Here is a 17,719-nt window from a genome sequence, read left to right as displayed (position 1 = left end):
GCACCGGTGGTGGAAATGTCACCGGGAGGCTCCCCGTTTCCGGTCACGGCCCGTACCGTGTACGACACGGGAGGTGCCATGTCGACGGTGACGGTTTCCGCATTCATCGAAGCGCAGGACGCCGATCTGTGGCGGCTGCTCACCGACCTCCCGGCCCGCGCCGACTGGCTCTCGGCGGTGGACGCGGTCGAGGTCCTCGGCACCGGCGGGTTCGGGCCGGGCACCGTGTGGCGGGAGACCCGCGTCCGGCCGGACGGCGGCACCGAACCGGAGGAGTTCGAGGTGATCGAGGCGGTCGCGCCCGGCCGCCTGGTGCTCGGGTCGCGCGGTGCCGGCGCCGACTACCGGATCACCTGGACGCTGCGCACCGTCGAGCGGCGGCGGCGCGGCTGCACCGAGGTCACCGTCGAGCAGGAGGCGGTGCCGACCCGGGCGTACGGGCGGGTGCTGGCCCTGATCCTCGGTGGCCTGGCCGCCCGCGCGGTCGAGGGCGCGCTCCGGCGCGACCTGGCCGACCTGGCGCTGGCCGCCGGTTCCGCCCGATCCACCGAGGCCGCCTGAGCCGACCCGGCCGCTCCCCGTACCCGGCCCGCACGCGGCCGGTAGGGTGCCGGGGCGGAGGTGACGGATGGCGAAGGCCGCGAGGCGGCGGGCCGTGGTGGCGCTGGTGGCGGTGCTCGCCGTCGCGGCGTCGGTCGCCGTGGTCGTCCGGGTACTGGCGCCCGCCGAGGTCGACACCCCGGCCCGGAAGCCCTACCCGGCGGTGCCCGCGCCGACCGCCGGGGTGCTCGCGCGGCTGCCGGTGGCGCCCCTCGTCGTGGACGGCCGGCTCCGCGTCTACGCGGGCACCCGTCAGGTGTACGCGGACCAGCCGGTCACCGGACGGCACCGGGTCACCCCGTTCTGGTCCTTCCGCCGCTGGCCGGCGACGCTGGTCGGAGTGCTCGCCGAGGGCACTACGGTGGTCAGCCGCTGGTCCGACGGGAAGCTGGTGGCGCTCGACGCGCGTACCGGACGGGTGGCCTGGCGGGCGGACGGCCCGCAGCCGGGGTCGGTGCCGGAGCCGCGACGCACCTTTGCCGCCACGGTCTGGGATCCGGCCGGACTACACGTGGCGCGCACGTCCGAGGGGCGGGCCGTGCTGCTCGCGACCGGTCCGGGCGGCATCGGCGGGTACGACCTCACCGACGGCCGCCGGCTCTGGCGCGCGGACGTGAGCAGGGGTTGCCGGTCCGACGTGGGCACGACCGCCAGCGGTGAGCTGGTCGGCGTGGACAGCTGCGACGGCCCGGCCGCGGTCGAGCTGCGGGACGCGGCGACCGGTGCGGTGCGGACCCGCTGGCGGCCGCCGGGCGCGCCGGAACAGCTCGTCGTCACGCCGGTGGGCTGCCGCGACGGGCACTCCGGTTGCCGCGGGCTGCGTACCGCCGGGCCGGACGGCGCGGGCAGCCGGGGCTGGCTGGTGACCGACCCGGGTGAGCCTGCCGCCGCGCCGGGCCTGGACCACCCGGACACGGTGCTCGACGGTGAGCGGGCGGTGGACACGTCCGGCCCGGTGGTGGTCGGGCGCTCGGCGCGTACCGGCGAGGAGCTGTGGCGCCGGGCGGACATCCATCCGGCCCGGGTGCTCGCGACCGAGCCGGGGCGGGTGCACCTGCTGACCGACCGGCGGGAACTGGTCACCGTCGACCCGCTCACCGGTACGACCCGGTCGGGTTTCGTGCTCGACCTGGGCCGGGACGGGATCGGCTGGCGGCCGGGCCGGGCGTACGCGGTGGACGGCTACGTCGCTGTGGAGCGGCTGCGGGAGCAGGCCGCTCCGGAGGACGACGACCAGGGCTACTTCCTGATGGCCGAGCCGGTGTTGCTGGCAGTGACCTGATCTGGCGAGTCAAGCCTAAAAACGGACAAAAGCACCTATAGTGCTCTTGTCTGATCGGTCGGACGAAGACGCCCGGCGCCGGTCCGTAGGGGGTTGACGGACCGGCGCCGGGCGCGCCCGGTCAGGCCAGCGCGGCCTCGGCGGCGGCCAGGAACGCGTCGTTCTCGGCCGGGGTGCCGATGGTGACCCGGACGCCGTCGCCCGGGAACGGGCGCACGATCACGCCACGCGCCTCGCACGCCCGGCCGAACTCCACCGCCCGGTCGCCCAGCGGCAGCCAGACGAAGTTGGCCTGGCTGTCCGGCACGTCCGGGACGAACTTGCGCAGCGCCTCGGTGACCCGGTCCCGCTCGGCCACGACCAGCGCGCAGCGCCGCTCCACCTCGTCGGCCTGCGCGAGCGCGGCCAGCGCGCCGGCCTGGGCGGCCATGCTGGTGGAGAACGGGGTGACCACCTTGCGCACTGCGGCGGCCACCTCCGGCGCCGCGACCAGCCAGCCGATCCGCAGACCGGCCAGGCCCCACGCCTTGGACAGCGTGCGCAGCACCGCCACGTTCGGCCGGTCCAGGTAGGTCAGGCCGTCCGGCACCTCCGGGTCGGTGACGAACTCCCGGTACGCCTCGTCGATCACCACGAGCACGTCGTCCGGCATCGCGTCGAGGAAGCGGTCCAGCTCGGCCCGGCGCACCGCCGTACCGGTGGGGTTGTTCGGGTTGCAGACCAGGACCATCCGGGTCCGGTCGGTCACCGCCGCCGCCATCGCGTCCAGGTCGTGGCCGTGGCCGGCGTCGTTCGGCACCCGCACGCTTGTCGCGCCGCTGGTCGCCGCGATGATCGGGTACGCCTCGAAGGAGCGCCACGAGTAGAGCAGCTCGTCACCGGGCAGGCAGGTGGCGCGGACCAGGTGCTCGGCCAGCGCCACCGAACCGCAGCCGGTGGCGATCCGGTCGGCGTCCACGCCGTACCGCTCGGCGAGCGCCTGGCGCAGCGCCACCACGCCCATGTCCGGGTAGCGGTGCGAACCGGCGACCGCCTCGGCGACCGCCTCCACCACACCCGGCAGCGGGCCGTACGGCACCTCGTTGCTGGCCAGCTTGATCGCCTCGGCCAGGCCCAGCTCCCGGGCCAGGTCGGCGGGGCTGCGGCCGGGCACGTAGTTGGGCAGCGCGTCCAGGTCGGCGCGGGTGAGCCGCGGCGCAGGCTGGTGGCGTCCGGTCTCGGTCATGGGGTGTCTCCCGGGGTGTCGGCGCTCTCGGGCGGGGCGGTACCGGTGTCACGTTTGCGGGGGAGCTGGACCACCACCGTCTGCGCCCGCTTGTCGTGCAGGGCCTGGCGCAGCGGGTGGTCGAACAGGGGCGAGATCGCGTCGATGAGCTGGAGCAGCAGACCCAGCCCGCAGCAGTACCAGAGCAGCGTCGGCAGGCCGAGCGTGCTCCAGCGCCGGGTGGCCCGGCCGAAGCCGAGCGGCTGGTCCGCCTCGACCGGCAGCGCGCGAATGCCCATCAGCCGCTTGCCGAAGGTCTGACCGCGCGCCGCCATCGACGGCACCTCGTACGCGTACCAGAGCGCGGTGGCGATCACGAGAATGGCGATCTGGAGGCCGCCGGCCTGGTCGTCGATCTGAGGCAGCCCTTCGGTGGACGTGTCGCCGTTGAGCGCCCGGCGCACCGATTCACGCAGGTACGGGGAGACGGCCTCGACGTAGCGCCAGACGAACCAGCCGTTGACAACGGCGTTGAGCAGGAACACCACGCCGAAGTCGATCAGGCGCGCGACCAGCCGGGCGCCGTACGACGCCAGCGGCAGTCCGTGTGGGCGGGGGATCGGCTGTGCGCCCGGCCAGTGCGGGTACGGCCAGCCCGGTGGCGGTCCCTGCATGCCCGGCCCGGCCTGTCCCGGCTGCCCGGGCTGACCCGGCTGAACCGGCTGACCTGGCCACGGGTTCGGTTGACCCGGCTGTCCCGGCCACGGGCCGGCCTGGCCGGGCTGACCCGGTTGACCCGGCTGTCCCGGCCACGGGCCCGGCCGGCCGGGCGCGCCGGACGTCGAAGCCGCGTCGGGGCGGCCGCCGGGACCGGCGGCCTGCTGTTCGGCGGCCGGCGTCGGGGTGGCCGGCGCGGGCTCCGGTTCGGGGGGCGGCGGGCCGTCGGGCGGGGTGACGTCGACCGGGATCGGCGCGCCGATCCAGCCCTCGCCGTCCCACCACCTGCGGGTCTCCGTGTCGGCGGGGTCGACGTACCAGCCGGGTTCCAAACTCACGATGCCGTCCTAGTTCCCGACTGCGGGGCTCGCAGACCCGGCTCACTCCTCGCGCTCACGGGCCAACCTTAACGACGACCGTACCGGCGAACTTGTCGTGGAGGCACTGCTGCCAGGGCTTGTCCCACAGTTGCCAGAAACCGTCGAGGTAGCTGAGGAACGGCACGAACATCCCGCCGGCGAACTCGACGGCCCAGCGCTTGCCGAGCATGCCCCGGGTCAGCGCGGCGTCCGGCTGCACCGGCACGATCCGCAGCTTCATCACCTTCTTGCCGAGCGTCTGCCCGGTCCGGCGGGCGTACTCGACGTGGTAGACCCAGTAGAAGGCGAGCATCAGCAGCAGGACCCCGAGCTCGGCGGCGAGCAGCGGCAGGAACACGCTCGTCCAGACCTCGACCGCGTCGGGACCGTTCGGCCCGGCCTGCTCGATCTCGTCGATCATCCGGAAGAAGACGAGGAAGAACACCGGCACGAACAGCGCCATCGTCACCGCCATGGCGACGGCGGTGTCGATCAGGTAGGCGAGCAACCGGTCGCCGAAGCCCGCCAGCGGCTGCCCGTTCGGCGCCACCGGGGGCGGGACGGGCGCCGGGGCGTACCCGGGTGGGGGGTAACCGGGCGGCGGGTAGCCGGGCGGGCCGGCGTACCCCGGGGGAACGTGCTGCGCGGGCACCGCCGGTCCGCCGGGCGGCGCGAAGCCGCCGCCCGCGGCTGGATGTCCGGCGGGCGGCGGCATCGGGTTCGGAGGAGGCTGGGTCACGCGGACAGTGTTACAGGTTCCCGCGCTTCTCCTGCTCGCGCTCGATCGCCTCGAACAGGGCCTTGAAGTTGCCCTTGCCGAAGCCGAGCGAGCCGTGCCGCTCGATCAGCTCGAAGAAGACGGTGGGGCGGTCCTGCACCGGCTTGGTGAAGATCTGGAGCAGGTAGCCGTCCTCGTCCCGGTCGACCAGGATCTTGCGGGACTGAAGCTCCTCGATCGGCACCCGGACGTTGCCGATGCGGGCGCGCAGCTCCGGGTCCTCGTAGTACGAGTCCGGGGTGTCCAGGAACTCGACACCCGCGGCGCGCATGGCGTCCACGCTGGCCAGGATGTCGTTGGTGGCCACGGCGATGTGCTGGGCGCCGGGGCCCTGGTAGAACTCCAGGTACTCGTCGATCTGCGACTTCTTGCGGGCCACGGCCGGCTCGTTGAGCGGGAACTTCACCTTGCGGGTGCCGTTGGCGACGACCTTGCTCATCAGCGCCGAGTAGTCGGTGGCGATGTCGTCGCCGATGAACTCCGCCATGTTCGAGAAGCCCATGACGCGCTTGTAGAACTCGACCCACTCGTCCATCCGGCCCAGCTCCACGTTGCCGACCACGTGGTCGACCGCCTGGAAGAACCGCTTCGGCTGGAGGCCGGCGTCGATCATCGGCTGCCGGTCCACGATCGGGCCGCGAGCGACGAAGCCGGGCAGGAACGGGCCGGTGTAGCGGGACCTGTCGACCAGGCTGTGCCGGGTGTCGCCGTACGCGGCGATGGACGCCATCCGGACGGTGCCGTGCTCGTCGCTGACGTCGTGCGGCTCGACCAGGCCGGTCGCGCCCTGCGCCACGGCGTGCGCGTACGCGGCGTCCACGTCCGGCACCTCCAGCGCGATGTCGGAGACGCCGTCGCTGTGCTTCGCCACGTGCTCGGCGCCGTCGGCGTCCGGGCGGACCGCGCCGGTCAGCACGAAGCGGGCCGAACCGCTGGTCAGCACGTACTGCGCGTGGTCGCGGTAGCCCTGCTCCGGCCCCCGGTACGCCACGCACGTCATGCCGAACGCGGTGGAGTAGTAGTGCGCGGCCTGCTTGGCGTTGCCCACCAGGAAGTGGACGTGGTCCATGCCCTTGACCGGGAACGGGTCGCGGGTGATGTCGTGGTCGACTGCGCCGACGAGAGCGTCGACGTCGACCTCCTCGGTCGACTGGGGTCGGTCGATCGCCTGGGTCATGGTGGCCTCCCTCGCGTACCGGCCGGCCTCGTGGGCCGCCGTGGATGTGCTCTTCCGGCGAGGATCTACGGACCGCAGTGAGTTGGGCAACAGTTGACGTTATTCCTGGTCAGGTTGTGCATTCGGTACGGTGAGACACCATGAACACTGGTCAGGATGTACAGCTCGACGAGCTGGACGCTCGCTTGATCGAACTGCTCGCGGAGGAGCCCCGGATCGGCGTGCTGGAGTGCTCCCGCCGCCTCGGCGTGGCCCGCGGCACGGTCCAGGCCCGGCTCGACAAGCTCGTCGGCCGGGGCGTGGTGACCGGGTTCGGGCCGGACATCACCCCCGCCGCGATCGGCTTCGGGGTGACCAGCTTCGTCACCCTGGAGATCAGCCAGCGGCACGGCCACGACCAGGTCACCGCGCACCTGGCCGCGATCCCCGAGGTGCTGGAGGCGCACACCATCACCGGCTCCAGCGACCTGCTCTGCCGGATCGTCGCCCGGTCGAACACCGACCTCCAGCGGGTCATCGACCAGATCGTCGCCTCGGAGGGCATCCGGCGCGCATCCACCATCATCGCGCTGGCCGAGCAGATCCCGTACCGGACGTTGCCGCTGGTCCGCTCCGCCGCCCGCGGGTAAGGAAGGGCCCCCTGTTAACGCCTCCGGAGGTGGAAGGGCCCCTTATTAACACCCCGGACCGCCCAAGAAGCGCCGCGACACGCACCGCACGCGGCCCGGGGGACCGGTGATCGTCGCTACCGTGTGCGGTGTGAAGGGCCTAGGGGTACGCGGCTGGTTGCTGCTCGGGCTCGTCACCGTGGTCGTACTCGCCGCGACAGGCGTCTGGAACCCGTTCCCGGCCCTGTGGGACTGGGTCGACCGCAGCAAGCCGATCTCCGAGCCGGACGTGGTCTGGCAGCAGCGCGTCGGCGGCACGCCGCGCAGCGTCACCATCGCCGGCGACACAGTGATCGTCGAGCAGCGCACCCGCATCGAGGCGCGCAACCTCGCCGACGGCGGCCAGTTGTGGGAGCGCAAGGCCGACTGGTCGGCGGTCGCGGGCAGCGGCCGGGAGTCGGTCGTCGCCGTGGGCCGGCTGCTCGACAAGGGGTACGAGGTGCTCGACCCGGTCAGCGGCGTGACCCGCCGCCGCGACGACCGCGCGATCGCCGTCTGGACCTACCGGAACCTGCTGCTGGACGCGTACTGCGTGCAGGCCACCGACTGCACGCTGCGCGCCTGGGAGCCGCGCGGCACCGCTCCGCTGTGGAGCGCATTCCTGCCCGGCGTGCACAGCGGCGTGCTCGCCGACAACCCGGAACTACTGGGCACCCGGCGGCTCGGCGCCACCCGGATCGACGGCGGGGTGGCCGGGCCGGAGTCCGTCCCGCCGCTGCTCGGCTTCCCGGTCGACGGGCGGGTGCACGTGGTGGACACCGCCACCGGCCGGGTGCTCCAGAACGTCCAGCCCGGCCGCGAGGAGCGGCTCGCGGTGGTCGGCGGCCGGCTGCTGCGGATCGCGGCCACCTCCCGCGACGGGAGCTGCTACTACGCCGTGACCGCCGTGGACCCGGCCACCGGTCAGCAGGTGTGGCGGCGTACCGGGATCAACCTGCGCACCGCCGACTACGCCGGCTGCGTGCAGCGGGAGGATCCGCAGGGCGGGCGCAACGTGATCATCGGGGTCGCCCCGGACGGGCGTGAGGCGGTGCTCGACGGGTACGACGGCCGGCTGCTTCAGGTCGGCGCGGACGGCGAGAAGCTGCTCGCCGTGGACGACCGGTACGCCGTGGTGCGCAGCGCCGACAAGGGCTCGCTGCTCGGGCGGGAACTGTCGGCCGACCGGACCCGCTGGACCCGGCCGGCGGGCGGCAAGAGCGGTGCGGCGCTCACCCCGTACGCGGCGGTGATCAGCGAGGAGAAGCCGTCGCGGCTGATCGCGGTCGAGCCGCGGGAGGGCCGGGTGCTGGTCGAGCTGCGTACCTCGGCGAACGCGCTGGCGGTCGGCCCGAACGGCATGATCATCGGCGAGGGGCGGGAGATCGGGTACGTCCGCTGGGGCGCCGGCACGTCCGAGGCGCCGGGGCCGGGCCAGGACGGCGCGCCGGTGGCGCCGGACCCCGGAGGCAGCTGGCGGTCACCCAGCGACCAGGGAAGTTGCGGACCGAAACGGGAACTCTGCGCCGACGGCAAGTGACAGCGGGTGAGAGCGTCGTCCCAGGACCGACCTGCGGGTGCCACCGATCGACAGCTCTGCCCTAGGCTTTTCGGTCATGAGCAGTGCCGCCGCCTTCTCGTACGCACCCCTGCTGCCGACCGGTCCCGACCAGACCGAATACCGCCTGGTCACCGACGAGGGCGTGGACGTCGTCAACGGCCCCGGGGGCCGCCGGTTCCTCACAGTGGATCCGGGCGCGCTGACCGCGCTGACGGCCGAGGCGATGCACGACATCGCCCACTTCCTGCGCCCGGCCCACCTGGCTCAGCTCCGCGCGATCATCGATGATCCGGCGGCCTCGCCGAACGACCGCTTCGTCGCGCTCGACCTGCTGCGCAACGCCAACATCGCGGCCGGCGGCGTGTTGCCGATGTGCCAGGACACCGGCACCGCGATCGTGACGGGCAAGCGCGGCCGGCACGTGCTCACCGACGGCACCGACGCGGAGGCGATCTCGCGCGGCGTCTACCAGGCGTACACCCGGCTGAACCTGCGCTACTCGCAGCTCGCCCCGCTGACCATGTGGGACGAGCGGAACACCGGCAGCAACCTGCCCGCCCAGGTGGAGCTGTACGCCGAGGACCCGGACGGCCACGCTGACGCGTACAAGTTCCTCTTCATGGCCAAGGGTGGCGGCTCGGCCAACAAGTCCTACCTCTACCAGGAGACCAAGGCGCTGCTGAACCCCACGCGGATGATGCAGTTCCTGGAGGAGAAGCTGCGGCTCATCGGCACCGCGGCCTGCCCGCCCTACCACCTGGCGATCGTCATCGGCGGCACCTCCGCCGAGTACGCGCTGAAGACCGCGAAGTACGCCTCCGCGAAGTACCTCGACGCGCTGCCCACCGAGGGCTCGATGAGCGCGCACGGCTTCCGTGACCTGGAGCTGGAGGCCGAGGTGCTGGAGCTGACCCGCAACTTCGGCATCGGCGCTCAGTTCGGCGGGCGCTACTTCTGCCACGACGTACGGGTGGTCCGGCTGCCCCGGCACGGCGCCTCCTGCCCGGTGGCGATCGCGGTCTCCTGCTCGGCCGACCGGCAGGCGGTGGCGAAGATCACCCCGTCGGGCGTCTGGCTGGAGCGCCTCGAAACCGACCCGGCGCGCTACCTGCCCGACGTCACCGACGAGACGCTGGAGACCGAGGAGGTCGTCCGCGTCGACCTGAACCGGCCGATGGACGAGATCCGGGCCGAGCTGTCGAAGTACCCGGTGAAGACCCGGCTGTCGCTGACCGGCCCGCTCGTCGTGGCCCGGGACATCGCGCACGCGAAGATCGCCGAGCGGCTGGACGCGGGCGAGCCGATGCCGCAATACCTCCGCGACCACGCGGTCTACTACGCCGGCCCGGCGAAGACCCCCGAGGGCTACGCCTCCGGCTCGTTCGGTCCCACCACGGCGGGCCGGATGGACGCGTACGTGGAGAAGTTCCAGGCGGCCGGCGGCTCGATGGTGATGCTCGCGAAGGGCAACCGGTCCGCCCAGGTCACCCGCTCCTGCCAGGCCCACGGCGGCTTCTACCTCGGCTCGATCGGCGGCCCGGCCGCCCGCCTGGCGCAGGACTGCATCAAGCACGTCGAGGTGCTCGAGTACGCCGAGCTGGGCATGGAAGCGGTCTGGAAGATCGAGGTGGAGGACTTCCCCGCCTTCATCGTCGTCGACGACAAGGGCAACGACTTCTTCGCCGAGGTCACCAAGCCGGTCCTCACCGTCGGCCGGCGCTGACGGCAGACGTACACGAGGGGCGCCCGGGATGGTCCGGGCGCCCCTCGGCGTGTTCGTCATGCATCGACATCGGTGCGCCTGCCCGGCAGGGTGGCCGGACAGGCGCACCGCCCCCGTCGGATGTCGTCACCGACAACCGGTGACGAGTCTGTGCGCCGTCGCTATCGGATCGCTATCGCCTCGCCGCGCCGCTCGGTGACCGCCGGGCTACGCTGCTGGAAGTTGCATGGCGGCAGGCGGGGGCGCGGATGCGATTCGGGATCTTGGGGCCCTTGCGGGTCGGCGGCGGCGAAGCCACCGTCACCGCGGGCCGGGATCGCACCGTGCTCGCCATGCTGTTGCTGCGCCCCGGCCGGGTGGTGCCGGTGGAGGATCTGGTCGACGCCGTCTGGGAGGAGCGTCCCCCGGCGACCGCGCGGACCCAGCTCCAGATCTGTGTGTCGCGACTGCGGCAGCGGTTCGCGGCGCTCGGGCTGCCGGCCGGGACCATCGTCACCGACCCGGCGGGCTACGGCATCCGGATCGAGCCGGACGACCTCGACGCCGACATGTTCGCCCGGGCCGTGGAGACGGCCCGCGCCGAGGCCGCCGCCGGCCGGTTTGCCGAGGCCCGCCGTCACTATCGGGCGGCGCTGGCGCTGTGGCGCGGTCCGGCGCTCGCCGGTATCCCGGCCCGGCTGGTGCGACTGCGGGCCCAGGCGCTCGACGAGCAGCGGCTCGCCGTGCTGGAGGACTGCGTCGACGTCGAGTTGCGGCTGCGCCGGGGGACCGAACTGGTCGACGAGCTGACCGAGGCGGTCGAGCACAACCCGCTGCGGGAACGGCTGCGAGGGCAGCTGATGCTGGCTCTCTCGGCGGTCGGCCGGCAGGCGGACGCGCTCGCCGTCTACCGGGAGGGCCGCCGGATCTACGCCGAGGAGCTGGGCATCGAGCCCGGCGCGGCGTTGCAGGAGTTGCACCAGCGGGTGCTCGGCGGCGACCTGGTGCTGGGCGTGCCGGAGAGCCGGGTCACCGCGCCGGTCCGGGCGCTGCCCCGGGCGATCAGCGACTTCACCGGGCGCCAGCAGACCGTGGCCCGGCTGGTCAAGGAGGTCGCCGAGGAGGGAAGCCGGGTCCAGCTCCTGGACGGTATGGCCGGCAGCGGCAAGACCACACTGGCCGTTCAGGTGGCGAGCGCGCTCGTCGACCGGTTCCCCGACGCGCAGCTCTTCGTCGACCTGCACGGGCACAGCGACCGCAGCCCGCTGAGCACTGCCGCTGCGGCGGCCATCCTGCTCCAGCAGCTCGGTGTGCCGGCCGAGCGGGTTCCGGCCGACCTGGCGGGCCGGCTGGCGATGTGGCGTTCCGAACTGGCCGACCGGCGGGCCGTGGTGGTGCTCGACAACGCCGCGGACGCCGCGCAGGTCGTCCCGCTGCTGCCCAACGGGCGGGACTGCACCGTGCTGATCACCAGCCGCCGCAGGCTGGTCGGCGTGGACGCGGGGCGGCCCACCTCCCTGCCGGTACTCGATGCCGACGAGGCGGTCGAGCTGCTGGCCCGGGTGGCCGGCGCGGAACGGGTCGACGCCGAGCCGGAGGCGGCGGCGGAGGTGGCGCGCCGTTGCGGACACCTTCCGCTCGCGCTGCGGCTGGCCGGGGCGCGGCTCGCGCACCGGCCGCGGTGGCGGATGGCCGACCTGGCCGAACGCCTGGCCGGGGCGGCCGATCCCCTGGCGGAGCTGACCGTCGGGGAGCGCTCGGTCGCGCGTGCCTTCGCGCTGTCGTACGAGCAGGTGCCGCCGGTGGTGCAGCGGGTGTTCCGGCTGCTCGGACTCCACCCGGGCAGCCGCATCGACAACCGGGTGGCGGCCGTGCTCGCGGAGCTGCCGCTGTCGGAGGCGCAGGACGCACTCGACGAACTGGTCGACGCGCACCTCGTCGAGGAGGTGGAACCCGGCCGGTACCGGTTGCACGACCTCATCCGGGAGTACGCCCACACGCTCGGGGCGGAGCGCGAGACCGGCGACGAGCGGCGGGCGGCGATCGCCCGGCTGCTCGATCATCACCTGCACGTCGCCGCCGCCATCGCGCTGACTCTGGAGCAGACCGCTCCGCACGGCATTTTCGCCCGATCGGAGCCGGTACGGCCCGACCTGGTGGCGGCCACCGTCGTTCTCGGCCGGCCGTGGCTGGAGGAGAACCGGTCGACGCTGACCGCGTTGGTCCGGTTGGCGGAGGCCGAGGGTTTCCTCCGGCAGAGCTGGCAGCTGGCCCGGGTGGGCTGGACCGTCAACTTCTACGGCGGTCACCTCGACGACCTGATCGAGACGCACCAGATCGGCCTGCGGGCCGCCGAGCGTCTGGGCGACGACGAGGCCGTGGCGACGATGCACAACTATCTCGCGTCGGCCGACTACCGCCGGGCGCGCTTCGCCGAGGTGATCCGGCGGATGGAGGTGGTGGTCGGCATCTACCGGCGGCTCGACCGGCCGGTCGAGCTGCGGAAGGCGCTCGACAACCTCGGCACGGCCTACGCGGTGGACGGGCACCACAGGCAGGCCATCGAGATGTACGACGCGTCTGCCGCGCTCGCCCGCCGGCTGGACGATCCGTTCGCGCTGACCAACATGCTGAACAACCTCTCGCTCTGCCTGATGTGGTCCGGGCGGTACGACGAGGCCCTGCGGAAGTGCCGCCACCATCTGGCGCTCGCCCGGCAGGTCGGCGACCCGCGTCAGCTCGGCAACGCCGTCGGCCACCTGGGCATGGTCCGGCACCGGCGCGGCGAGCGTGGACCGGCCCGGCGGCTCCTGCGTACCGGTCTGACGTTGAAGCGCAAGATCGGCAACCGCTACGGCGAGGGCGAGCTGCTCAACGAGCTGGGCATGATGGAGCGCGAGGAGGGCCGGCCGGAGCAGGCCGCCGCGCTGCATCGGGAGGCCTTGATGGCGATGAACGACGCCGGGGATCTGGGCGGGCAGTGTGCGTCCCGGAACCTGCTGGCCCGGGCGATGCTGGACCAGGGGGACGTCGCCAGCGCGCTGGACCTGCACCGCCGGGTGCTCACCGACGCCACCCGGCTCAGCGCCCGTTACGAGCAGGCCTGCGCGCTCGACGGCATGGCCCGCTGCCTGCGTCACACCGACCCCGACCAGGCCCGCCGGTACGCCGGGCGGGCGCTGGCGCTGTTCCGCCAGGTCGAGTCGCCGGACCGGCGGGAGACCGAGAGGCTGCTCGCCGAGCTGGGCTGAGGGCCGCGCCACTTTCCCTGCACACCGACCGGTGGCGCGGCAGGATGGAACGCGTGACGACTCCAGAGGCGACCGGCTACCGGACCGAACGCGACTCGATGGGCGAGGTGGAGGTGCCCGCCGAGGCGCTGTGGCGGGCGCAGACCCAGCGCGCGGTGCAGAACTTCCCGATCTCGGGGCGCGGGCTGGAACCGGCCCAGATCAAGGCCCTGGCGCAGATCAAGGGGGCGGCGGCCCTGGTGAACGGTGAGCTGGGGGTGATCGACGCGGACGTGGCGCAGGCGATCGCCACCGCCGCCGCGCACGTCGCCGAGGGCGGCTACGACGACCAGTTCCCGGTGGACGTGTTCCAGACCGGTTCCGGCACGTCGTCCAACATGAACACCAACGAGGTGATCGCCACCCTGGCGAGCCGCGAGCTGGGCCGTGACGTGCACCCGAACGACCACGTCAACGCGTCGCAGTCCAGCAACGACGTCTTCCCCACCTCGATCCACCTGGCCGCCACCCAGTTCGTGGTGGAGGATCTGATCCCGTCGCTGAAGCAGCTCGCGGGCGCGCTGGTGGAGAAGGCGGCCGAGTTCGAGACGGTGGTCAAGGCGGGGCGTACCCACCTGATGGACGCCACGCCGGTCACGCTCGGGCAGGAGTTCGGCGGGTATGCCGCGCAGGTGCGCTACGGCGTCGAGCGGCTGGAGTCGGCGCTGCCCCGGCTGGCCGAGCTGCCGCTGGGTGGCACCGCTGTGGGCACCGGCATCAACACGCCGCTGGGCTTCGCCGACCGGGTGATCGGCAAGCTGCGGGAGTCGACCGGGCTGCCGCTGACCGAGGCGCGCAACCACTTCGAGGCGCAGGGCGCCCGGGACGCGCTGGTGGAGACGTCCGGCCAGCTCCGTACCATCGCGGTCGGCCTCTACAAGATCGCCAACGACGTGCGCTGGATGGGCTCCGGCCCTCGCGCCGGGCTGCGTGAGCTGCGCATCCCCGACCTCCAGCCGGGGTCGTCGATCATGCCGGGCAAGGTGAACCCGGTGGTGGCCGAGGCGATGCGGCAGGTCTGCGCCCAGGTGATCGGCAACGACGCCGCGGTGGCCTTCGCCGGGTCGCAGGGCGACTTCGAGCTGAACGTGATGCTCCCGGTGATGGGCCGCAACCTGCTGGAGTCGATCAAGCTGATCGCCGCGTCCAGCCGCCTGTTCGCCGAGCGGCTGGTGGCCGGCCTGGTCGCTGACGCCGAGGTCTGCCTGGCGTACGCGGAGGGCTCACCGTCGATCGTCACCCCGCTCAACCGCCACCTCGGGTACGACGAGGCCGCCTCGATCGCCAAGGAGGCGCTGGCCAAGCAGGTGTCCATCCGCGAGGTGGTGATCGCCCGGGGGCACGTCGACTCGGGCAAGCTCACCGAGACCCAGCTGGACGAGGCCCTGGACCTGCTCCGGATGACCCACCCCTGAGCCGCCGCCGGTAATTGCCTCGACCCGTCACAGTGGGCGCGGCATGATCCGACCGTGCGTGACGACGGCGGTGTGTTGCTGGAGACCGCGCGGCTGACGCTGCGCCGGTTCACGATGGACGACGTGGATCGGCTGGTGGCGCTGGACGCCGATCCGGAGGTCATGCGCTTCCTGACCGGCGGCGCGCCGACCCCGGCCGGGACGTACCGGGACGAGGTGCTGCCCCGGGTGCTCGCGCAGTACGCCCGGCATCCCGGGCTCGGCCGCTGGGCGACGCTCGACCGGTTCACCGGAGAGTTCCTCGGCTGGCACTCGCTCGACCCGTCCGACGACGGCGGCGAGGCGGAGCTGGGCTACCGGCTGCGCCGCGCGACGTGGGGACACGGGCTGGCCACCGAGGGCGCGCGGGCGCTGGTGCGGCACGCGTTCGACACGGTCGGCGTCTGCCGGGTGTGGGCCCAGACGATGGCCGTCAACGACCGCTCCCGCGCGGTCATGGCCCGCGCCGGGTTGCGCTACGTCCGCACCTTCCATCTGGCCTTCGACGACCCGATCCCGGGTACGGAGCACGGCGAGGTGGAGTACGAGCTGCGCCGCGACGCCTGGCCCGCGACGCGTCAGGAGTGGGACGCGGCGGCCCTGCGGGCCCGGTAGGCGCTCACCGCGGCCCGGTTGCCGCACCCGGCGTCGCAGAACCGGCGGGACCGGTTCCGGGACAGGTCGACGAGCACGTTGTCGCAGTCCGGGTGGTCGCAGTGCCGCAGCCGGCTCAGCTCGCCCATCCGGACCAGGTCGGCCATCGCCATCGCGGCCTCGACCGCCATCCGGGTCGCCAGCGGCGCGTCCCGCGGCACGGCGTGCAGATGGTACGGCTCGTCGTCGTGCCGGACGAGCTGCGGCAGCGCGTGCGACTCGCGCAGCAGCGTGTTGACGATCGTCACCACCTCGTCGGTGTCGGCGTACCAGATGCGGCGCAGCCGGGGCCGCAGCGCGCGGACCTGGCGCAGTTCGGCGTCGGTGTGCTCGTGCCGGCCGCTCCACCCGTGGGCGGTGAAGAAGGCGTCCAGGGCGGCCACGTCGGGCAGCCCTTCCCGGTCGTCGCCGGCGGTGTTCACCAGTGCGGCGACGCTGACCAGCGCGCATTCGGTGTCATGGGCGAAAAGCAACTTGACTCCTGTCGGAGGCTACGCCTAGCGTCATCAGCATAACCTCCCTTGACTCATGACCAGGAGATGCCGATGCGTGAACGGTCAAGCGTCGGGCTCGGCCTGGCACTGCTCTCCGCGATCACGTTCGCCACCTCGGGCACCTTCGCCCGCCCGCTGATCACCGGCGAGTGGTCGGCGGTCGCCGTGGTGATCGCCCGGGTCGGCATCGCCGCGCTGGTGCTCGCCGTGCCCGCCGTGCTGGCGCTGCGCGGCAGGTGGACAGTGCTGCGCCGCAACGCGGGAAGCGTGGTGCTGTTCGGGCTGCTCGGCGTGGCCACGGCGCAGGCGTGCTTCTTCAACGCGGTCCGCTACCTCCCGGTCGGCGTGGCGCTCCTGCTCGAATACCTCGGCATCGTGCTCGTGGTCGGATGGATGTGGCTGGTCCACGGTCAGCGCCCCCGGCTGCTCACGGTGGCCGGTTCGGTCACCGCCCTGTGCGGGCTGGGGCTCGTCCTCGACCTCACCGGCGCCGGACGACTCGACCCGGTGGGCGTGCTCTGGGGCCTCGGCGCGGGCGTCGGGCTGGCCGGATACTTCGTCATCGCCGGGCGGATCGACGCGGGCCTGCCCTCGGTGGTGATGGCCAGCGGCGGCATGGCCGTCGGCGCGGTGGCGCTGCTGCTGCTCGGCGGCATCGGAGCGCTGCCGCTCGCGGCCGGCACCGCCGACGTCACCTTCGGCGGGCACCGGGTGAGCTGGCTGGTGCCGATCGCCGGGCTGTCGCTGATCGCCGCCGTGGTCGCGTACCTCGCCGGTGTCGCCGGCACCCGGCTGCTCGGGGCACGGCTGTCCTCCTTCGTGGGGCTGACCGAGGTGATGTTCGCGGTGCTGATCGCCTGGCTGGTGCTCGACGAACTGCCCAGCCTGATCCAGTTGGCCGGCGGGGCGCTCATCCTGGGCGGCGTCGCACTGGTCCGGGCGGACGAACTGCGGGGCACACCGTCCACCTCGGCGACTGCGCCGGCCGAGCCGGTGCTGACCGGCGAGCGATGAGCGGGCCGCGCGGCGCCGTCGTCTTCGACGCCGACGAGACACTCGTCGACCTGCGCCCGGCGGTCACCGGCGCGCTCGTCGCCGTACTCGACGAGATGCGGCGGCGGACCCCGGCGGCGGCCGCCGTGGCGCTCGCGGACCTGGAGGGGGACTGGGGTGCGGTCTTCGGCGCGCTCAGCGCCGCCCCGGTGCAGGAGATCCGGCGTGCCGCCCTGGCCCGTTCGCTGGCCCGGGCCGGGCTGGAGGCGGACCTGGACGAGTTCGCGGCGTTGTTCTTCGCCCGCCGGTACGCGCTGAGCCGCCCCTTCCCCGACGTGCTGCCCGCGCTGGCGGCGCTGCGCCCGCACCACGTGCTGGGCTTCGCCACGAACGGCAACAGCCGCGCCGAACGCTGCGGCCTCGCCGGGCAGTTCGCCTTCGAGGTGTACGCGCACGAGGGCGGCGTGCCCAAGAAACCGGCGCCGGAGTTCTTCACGGCGGTGGTGGCGGCGTCCGGGCTGCCCGCCGCGCGCATCGTCCACGTGGGCGACTCGCCGGAGCACGACGTGGCCGCCGCCCAGCGGGCCGGACTGCGTGCCGTCTGGCTCAACCGGGCCGGACTGCCCCGCCCGCGGGGCCTCGAACCGGACGCCGAAGTGTCCACGCTCGCCGGACTGTCCACGGTGCTCACCACCGTGGCGAACGCGAATGCCTAGGCCGTGTTTCGTAGGGCGTCGGTGTTGGGGCGTGGCGGTGGTCGCTAATTGAAGAGGTCTCCGGTAGTTGGTTCAGCGACCAAGCTAGAAC

15 protein-coding genes are annotated in these 17,719 nt (G+C 73.1%); 10 read left to right on the top strand and 5 right to left on the bottom strand.

Features of this window, described 5'->3' with window-relative positions; translation table 11 throughout:
• Nucleotides 1-78: 78 nt before the first annotated feature.
• On the top strand, nucleotides 79-561 hold the full coding sequence (locus FB454_RS23345) for an SRPBCC family protein (RefSeq protein ID WP_013288926.1): 483 nt from the start codon (nucleotides 79-81) through the stop codon (nucleotides 559-561).
• A gap of 67 nt (nucleotides 562-628) precedes the next feature.
• Nucleotides 629-1,882, top strand: coding sequence for an outer membrane protein assembly factor BamB family protein (locus tag FB454_RS23340; protein WP_145823486.1), 1,254 nt, complete (start codon nucleotides 629-631; stop codon nucleotides 1,880-1,882).
• Between the two features lie 121 nt (nucleotides 1,883-2,003).
• Here the strand turns inward: FB454_RS23340 and hisC are convergent, their stop codons facing one another.
• From hisC to hppD, 4 genes are read right to left on the bottom strand one after another with little or no spacing between them, the layout of a single operon-like run.
• Entirely contained in the window at nucleotides 2,004-3,107 is a 1,104-nt protein-coding gene (hisC, locus tag FB454_RS23335; protein WP_013475036.1) for a histidinol-phosphate transaminase, read from the bottom strand.
• The gene (locus FB454_RS23330; protein WP_145823485.1) at nucleotides 3,104-4,141 is read right to left on the bottom strand and encodes an RDD family protein; all 1,038 of its coding nucleotides are present in this window, start codon (nucleotides 4,139-4,141) and stop codon (nucleotides 3,104-3,106) included. The genes hisC and FB454_RS23330 overlap by 4 nt, the downstream gene beginning before the upstream one ends.
• A 55-nt stretch (nucleotides 4,142-4,196) precedes the next feature.
• A complete protein-coding gene (locus tag FB454_RS23325) occupies nucleotides 4,197-4,901 on the bottom strand; it encodes an RDD family protein (protein WP_225319507.1) in 705 nt (234 codons plus the stop codon).
• 10 nt (nucleotides 4,902-4,911) lie between these two features.
• Nucleotides 4,912-6,117: a 4-hydroxyphenylpyruvate dioxygenase gene (gene hppD / locus FB454_RS23320; protein ID WP_013288921.1), complete on the bottom strand. Its 1,206-nt coding sequence runs from the start codon at nucleotides 6,115-6,117 to the stop codon at nucleotides 4,912-4,914.
• A gap of 140 nt (nucleotides 6,118-6,257) precedes the next feature.
• On the opposite strand from hppD, the gene FB454_RS23315 reads away from it, so the two are divergent.
• The 6 genes from FB454_RS23315 (at nucleotide 6,258) to FB454_RS23290 (ending at nucleotide 15,386) form a co-directional block, all read left to right on the top strand.
• Entirely contained in the window at nucleotides 6,258-6,746 is a 489-nt protein-coding gene (locus FB454_RS23315; protein ID WP_013288920.1) for an Lrp/AsnC family transcriptional regulator, read from the top strand.
• A 121-nt stretch (nucleotides 6,747-6,867) separates the two neighbouring features.
• The gene (locus FB454_RS23310; RefSeq protein ID WP_145823484.1) at nucleotides 6,868-8,304 is read left to right on the top strand and encodes an outer membrane protein assembly factor BamB family protein; all 1,437 of its coding nucleotides are present in this window, start codon (nucleotides 6,868-6,870) and stop codon (nucleotides 8,302-8,304) included.
• 76 nt (nucleotides 8,305-8,380) lie between these two features.
• Nucleotides 8,381-10,048: a fumarate hydratase gene (locus FB454_RS23305; RefSeq protein ID WP_145823483.1), complete on the top strand. Its 1,668-nt coding sequence runs from the start codon at nucleotides 8,381-8,383 to the stop codon at nucleotides 10,046-10,048.
• Between the two features lie 248 nt (nucleotides 10,049-10,296).
• Nucleotides 10,297-13,278, top strand: a complete 2,982-nt coding sequence (locus FB454_RS23300; protein ID WP_091330663.1) for an AfsR/SARP family transcriptional regulator — start codon at nucleotides 10,297-10,299, stop codon at nucleotides 13,276-13,278.
• A gap of 53 nt (nucleotides 13,279-13,331) precedes the next feature.
• Complete coding sequence (locus FB454_RS23295; protein WP_145823482.1) at nucleotides 13,332-14,732, top strand: class II fumarate hydratase; 1,401 nt, start codon at nucleotides 13,332-13,334, stop codon at nucleotides 14,730-14,732.
• 54 nt (nucleotides 14,733-14,786) lie between these two features.
• Nucleotides 14,787-15,386 carry a GNAT family N-acetyltransferase gene (locus FB454_RS23290; protein ID WP_145823481.1) on the top strand — a complete coding sequence of 200 codons (600 nt, stop codon included), beginning with the start codon at nucleotides 14,787-14,789 and terminating at the stop codon, nucleotides 15,384-15,386.
• On the opposite strand, the gene FB454_RS23285 is transcribed toward FB454_RS23290, so the two are convergent.
• Nucleotides 15,350-15,898 (bottom strand): CGNR zinc finger domain-containing protein, encoded by a 549-nt coding sequence (locus FB454_RS23285; RefSeq protein WP_013288914.1) that lies wholly within the window; start codon nucleotides 15,896-15,898, stop codon nucleotides 15,350-15,352. The two genes, FB454_RS23290 and FB454_RS23285, sit on opposite strands and share 37 nt — an antisense overlap.
• Nucleotides 15,899-15,970: 72 nt before the next feature.
• Here FB454_RS23285 and FB454_RS23280 point away from each other — a divergent pair, with 72 nt between their 5' ends.
• Nucleotides 15,971-16,933, top strand: coding sequence for an EamA family transporter (locus FB454_RS23280; protein WP_091332117.1), 963 nt, complete (start codon nucleotides 15,971-15,973; stop codon nucleotides 16,931-16,933).
• Nucleotides 16,930-17,628, top strand: coding sequence for an HAD family hydrolase (locus tag FB454_RS23275; protein WP_013288912.1), 699 nt, complete (start codon nucleotides 16,930-16,932; stop codon nucleotides 17,626-17,628). Before FB454_RS23280 ends, FB454_RS23275 begins: the two co-directional genes overlap by 4 nt.
• Nucleotides 17,629-17,719 lie beyond the last annotated feature (91 nt).

Source organism: Micromonospora sp. CNZ297, from assembly GCF_007827625.1.
Note: the sequence above shows the minus strand (reverse complement) of the source record. Positions and strands in the feature narration are given on the sequence as shown.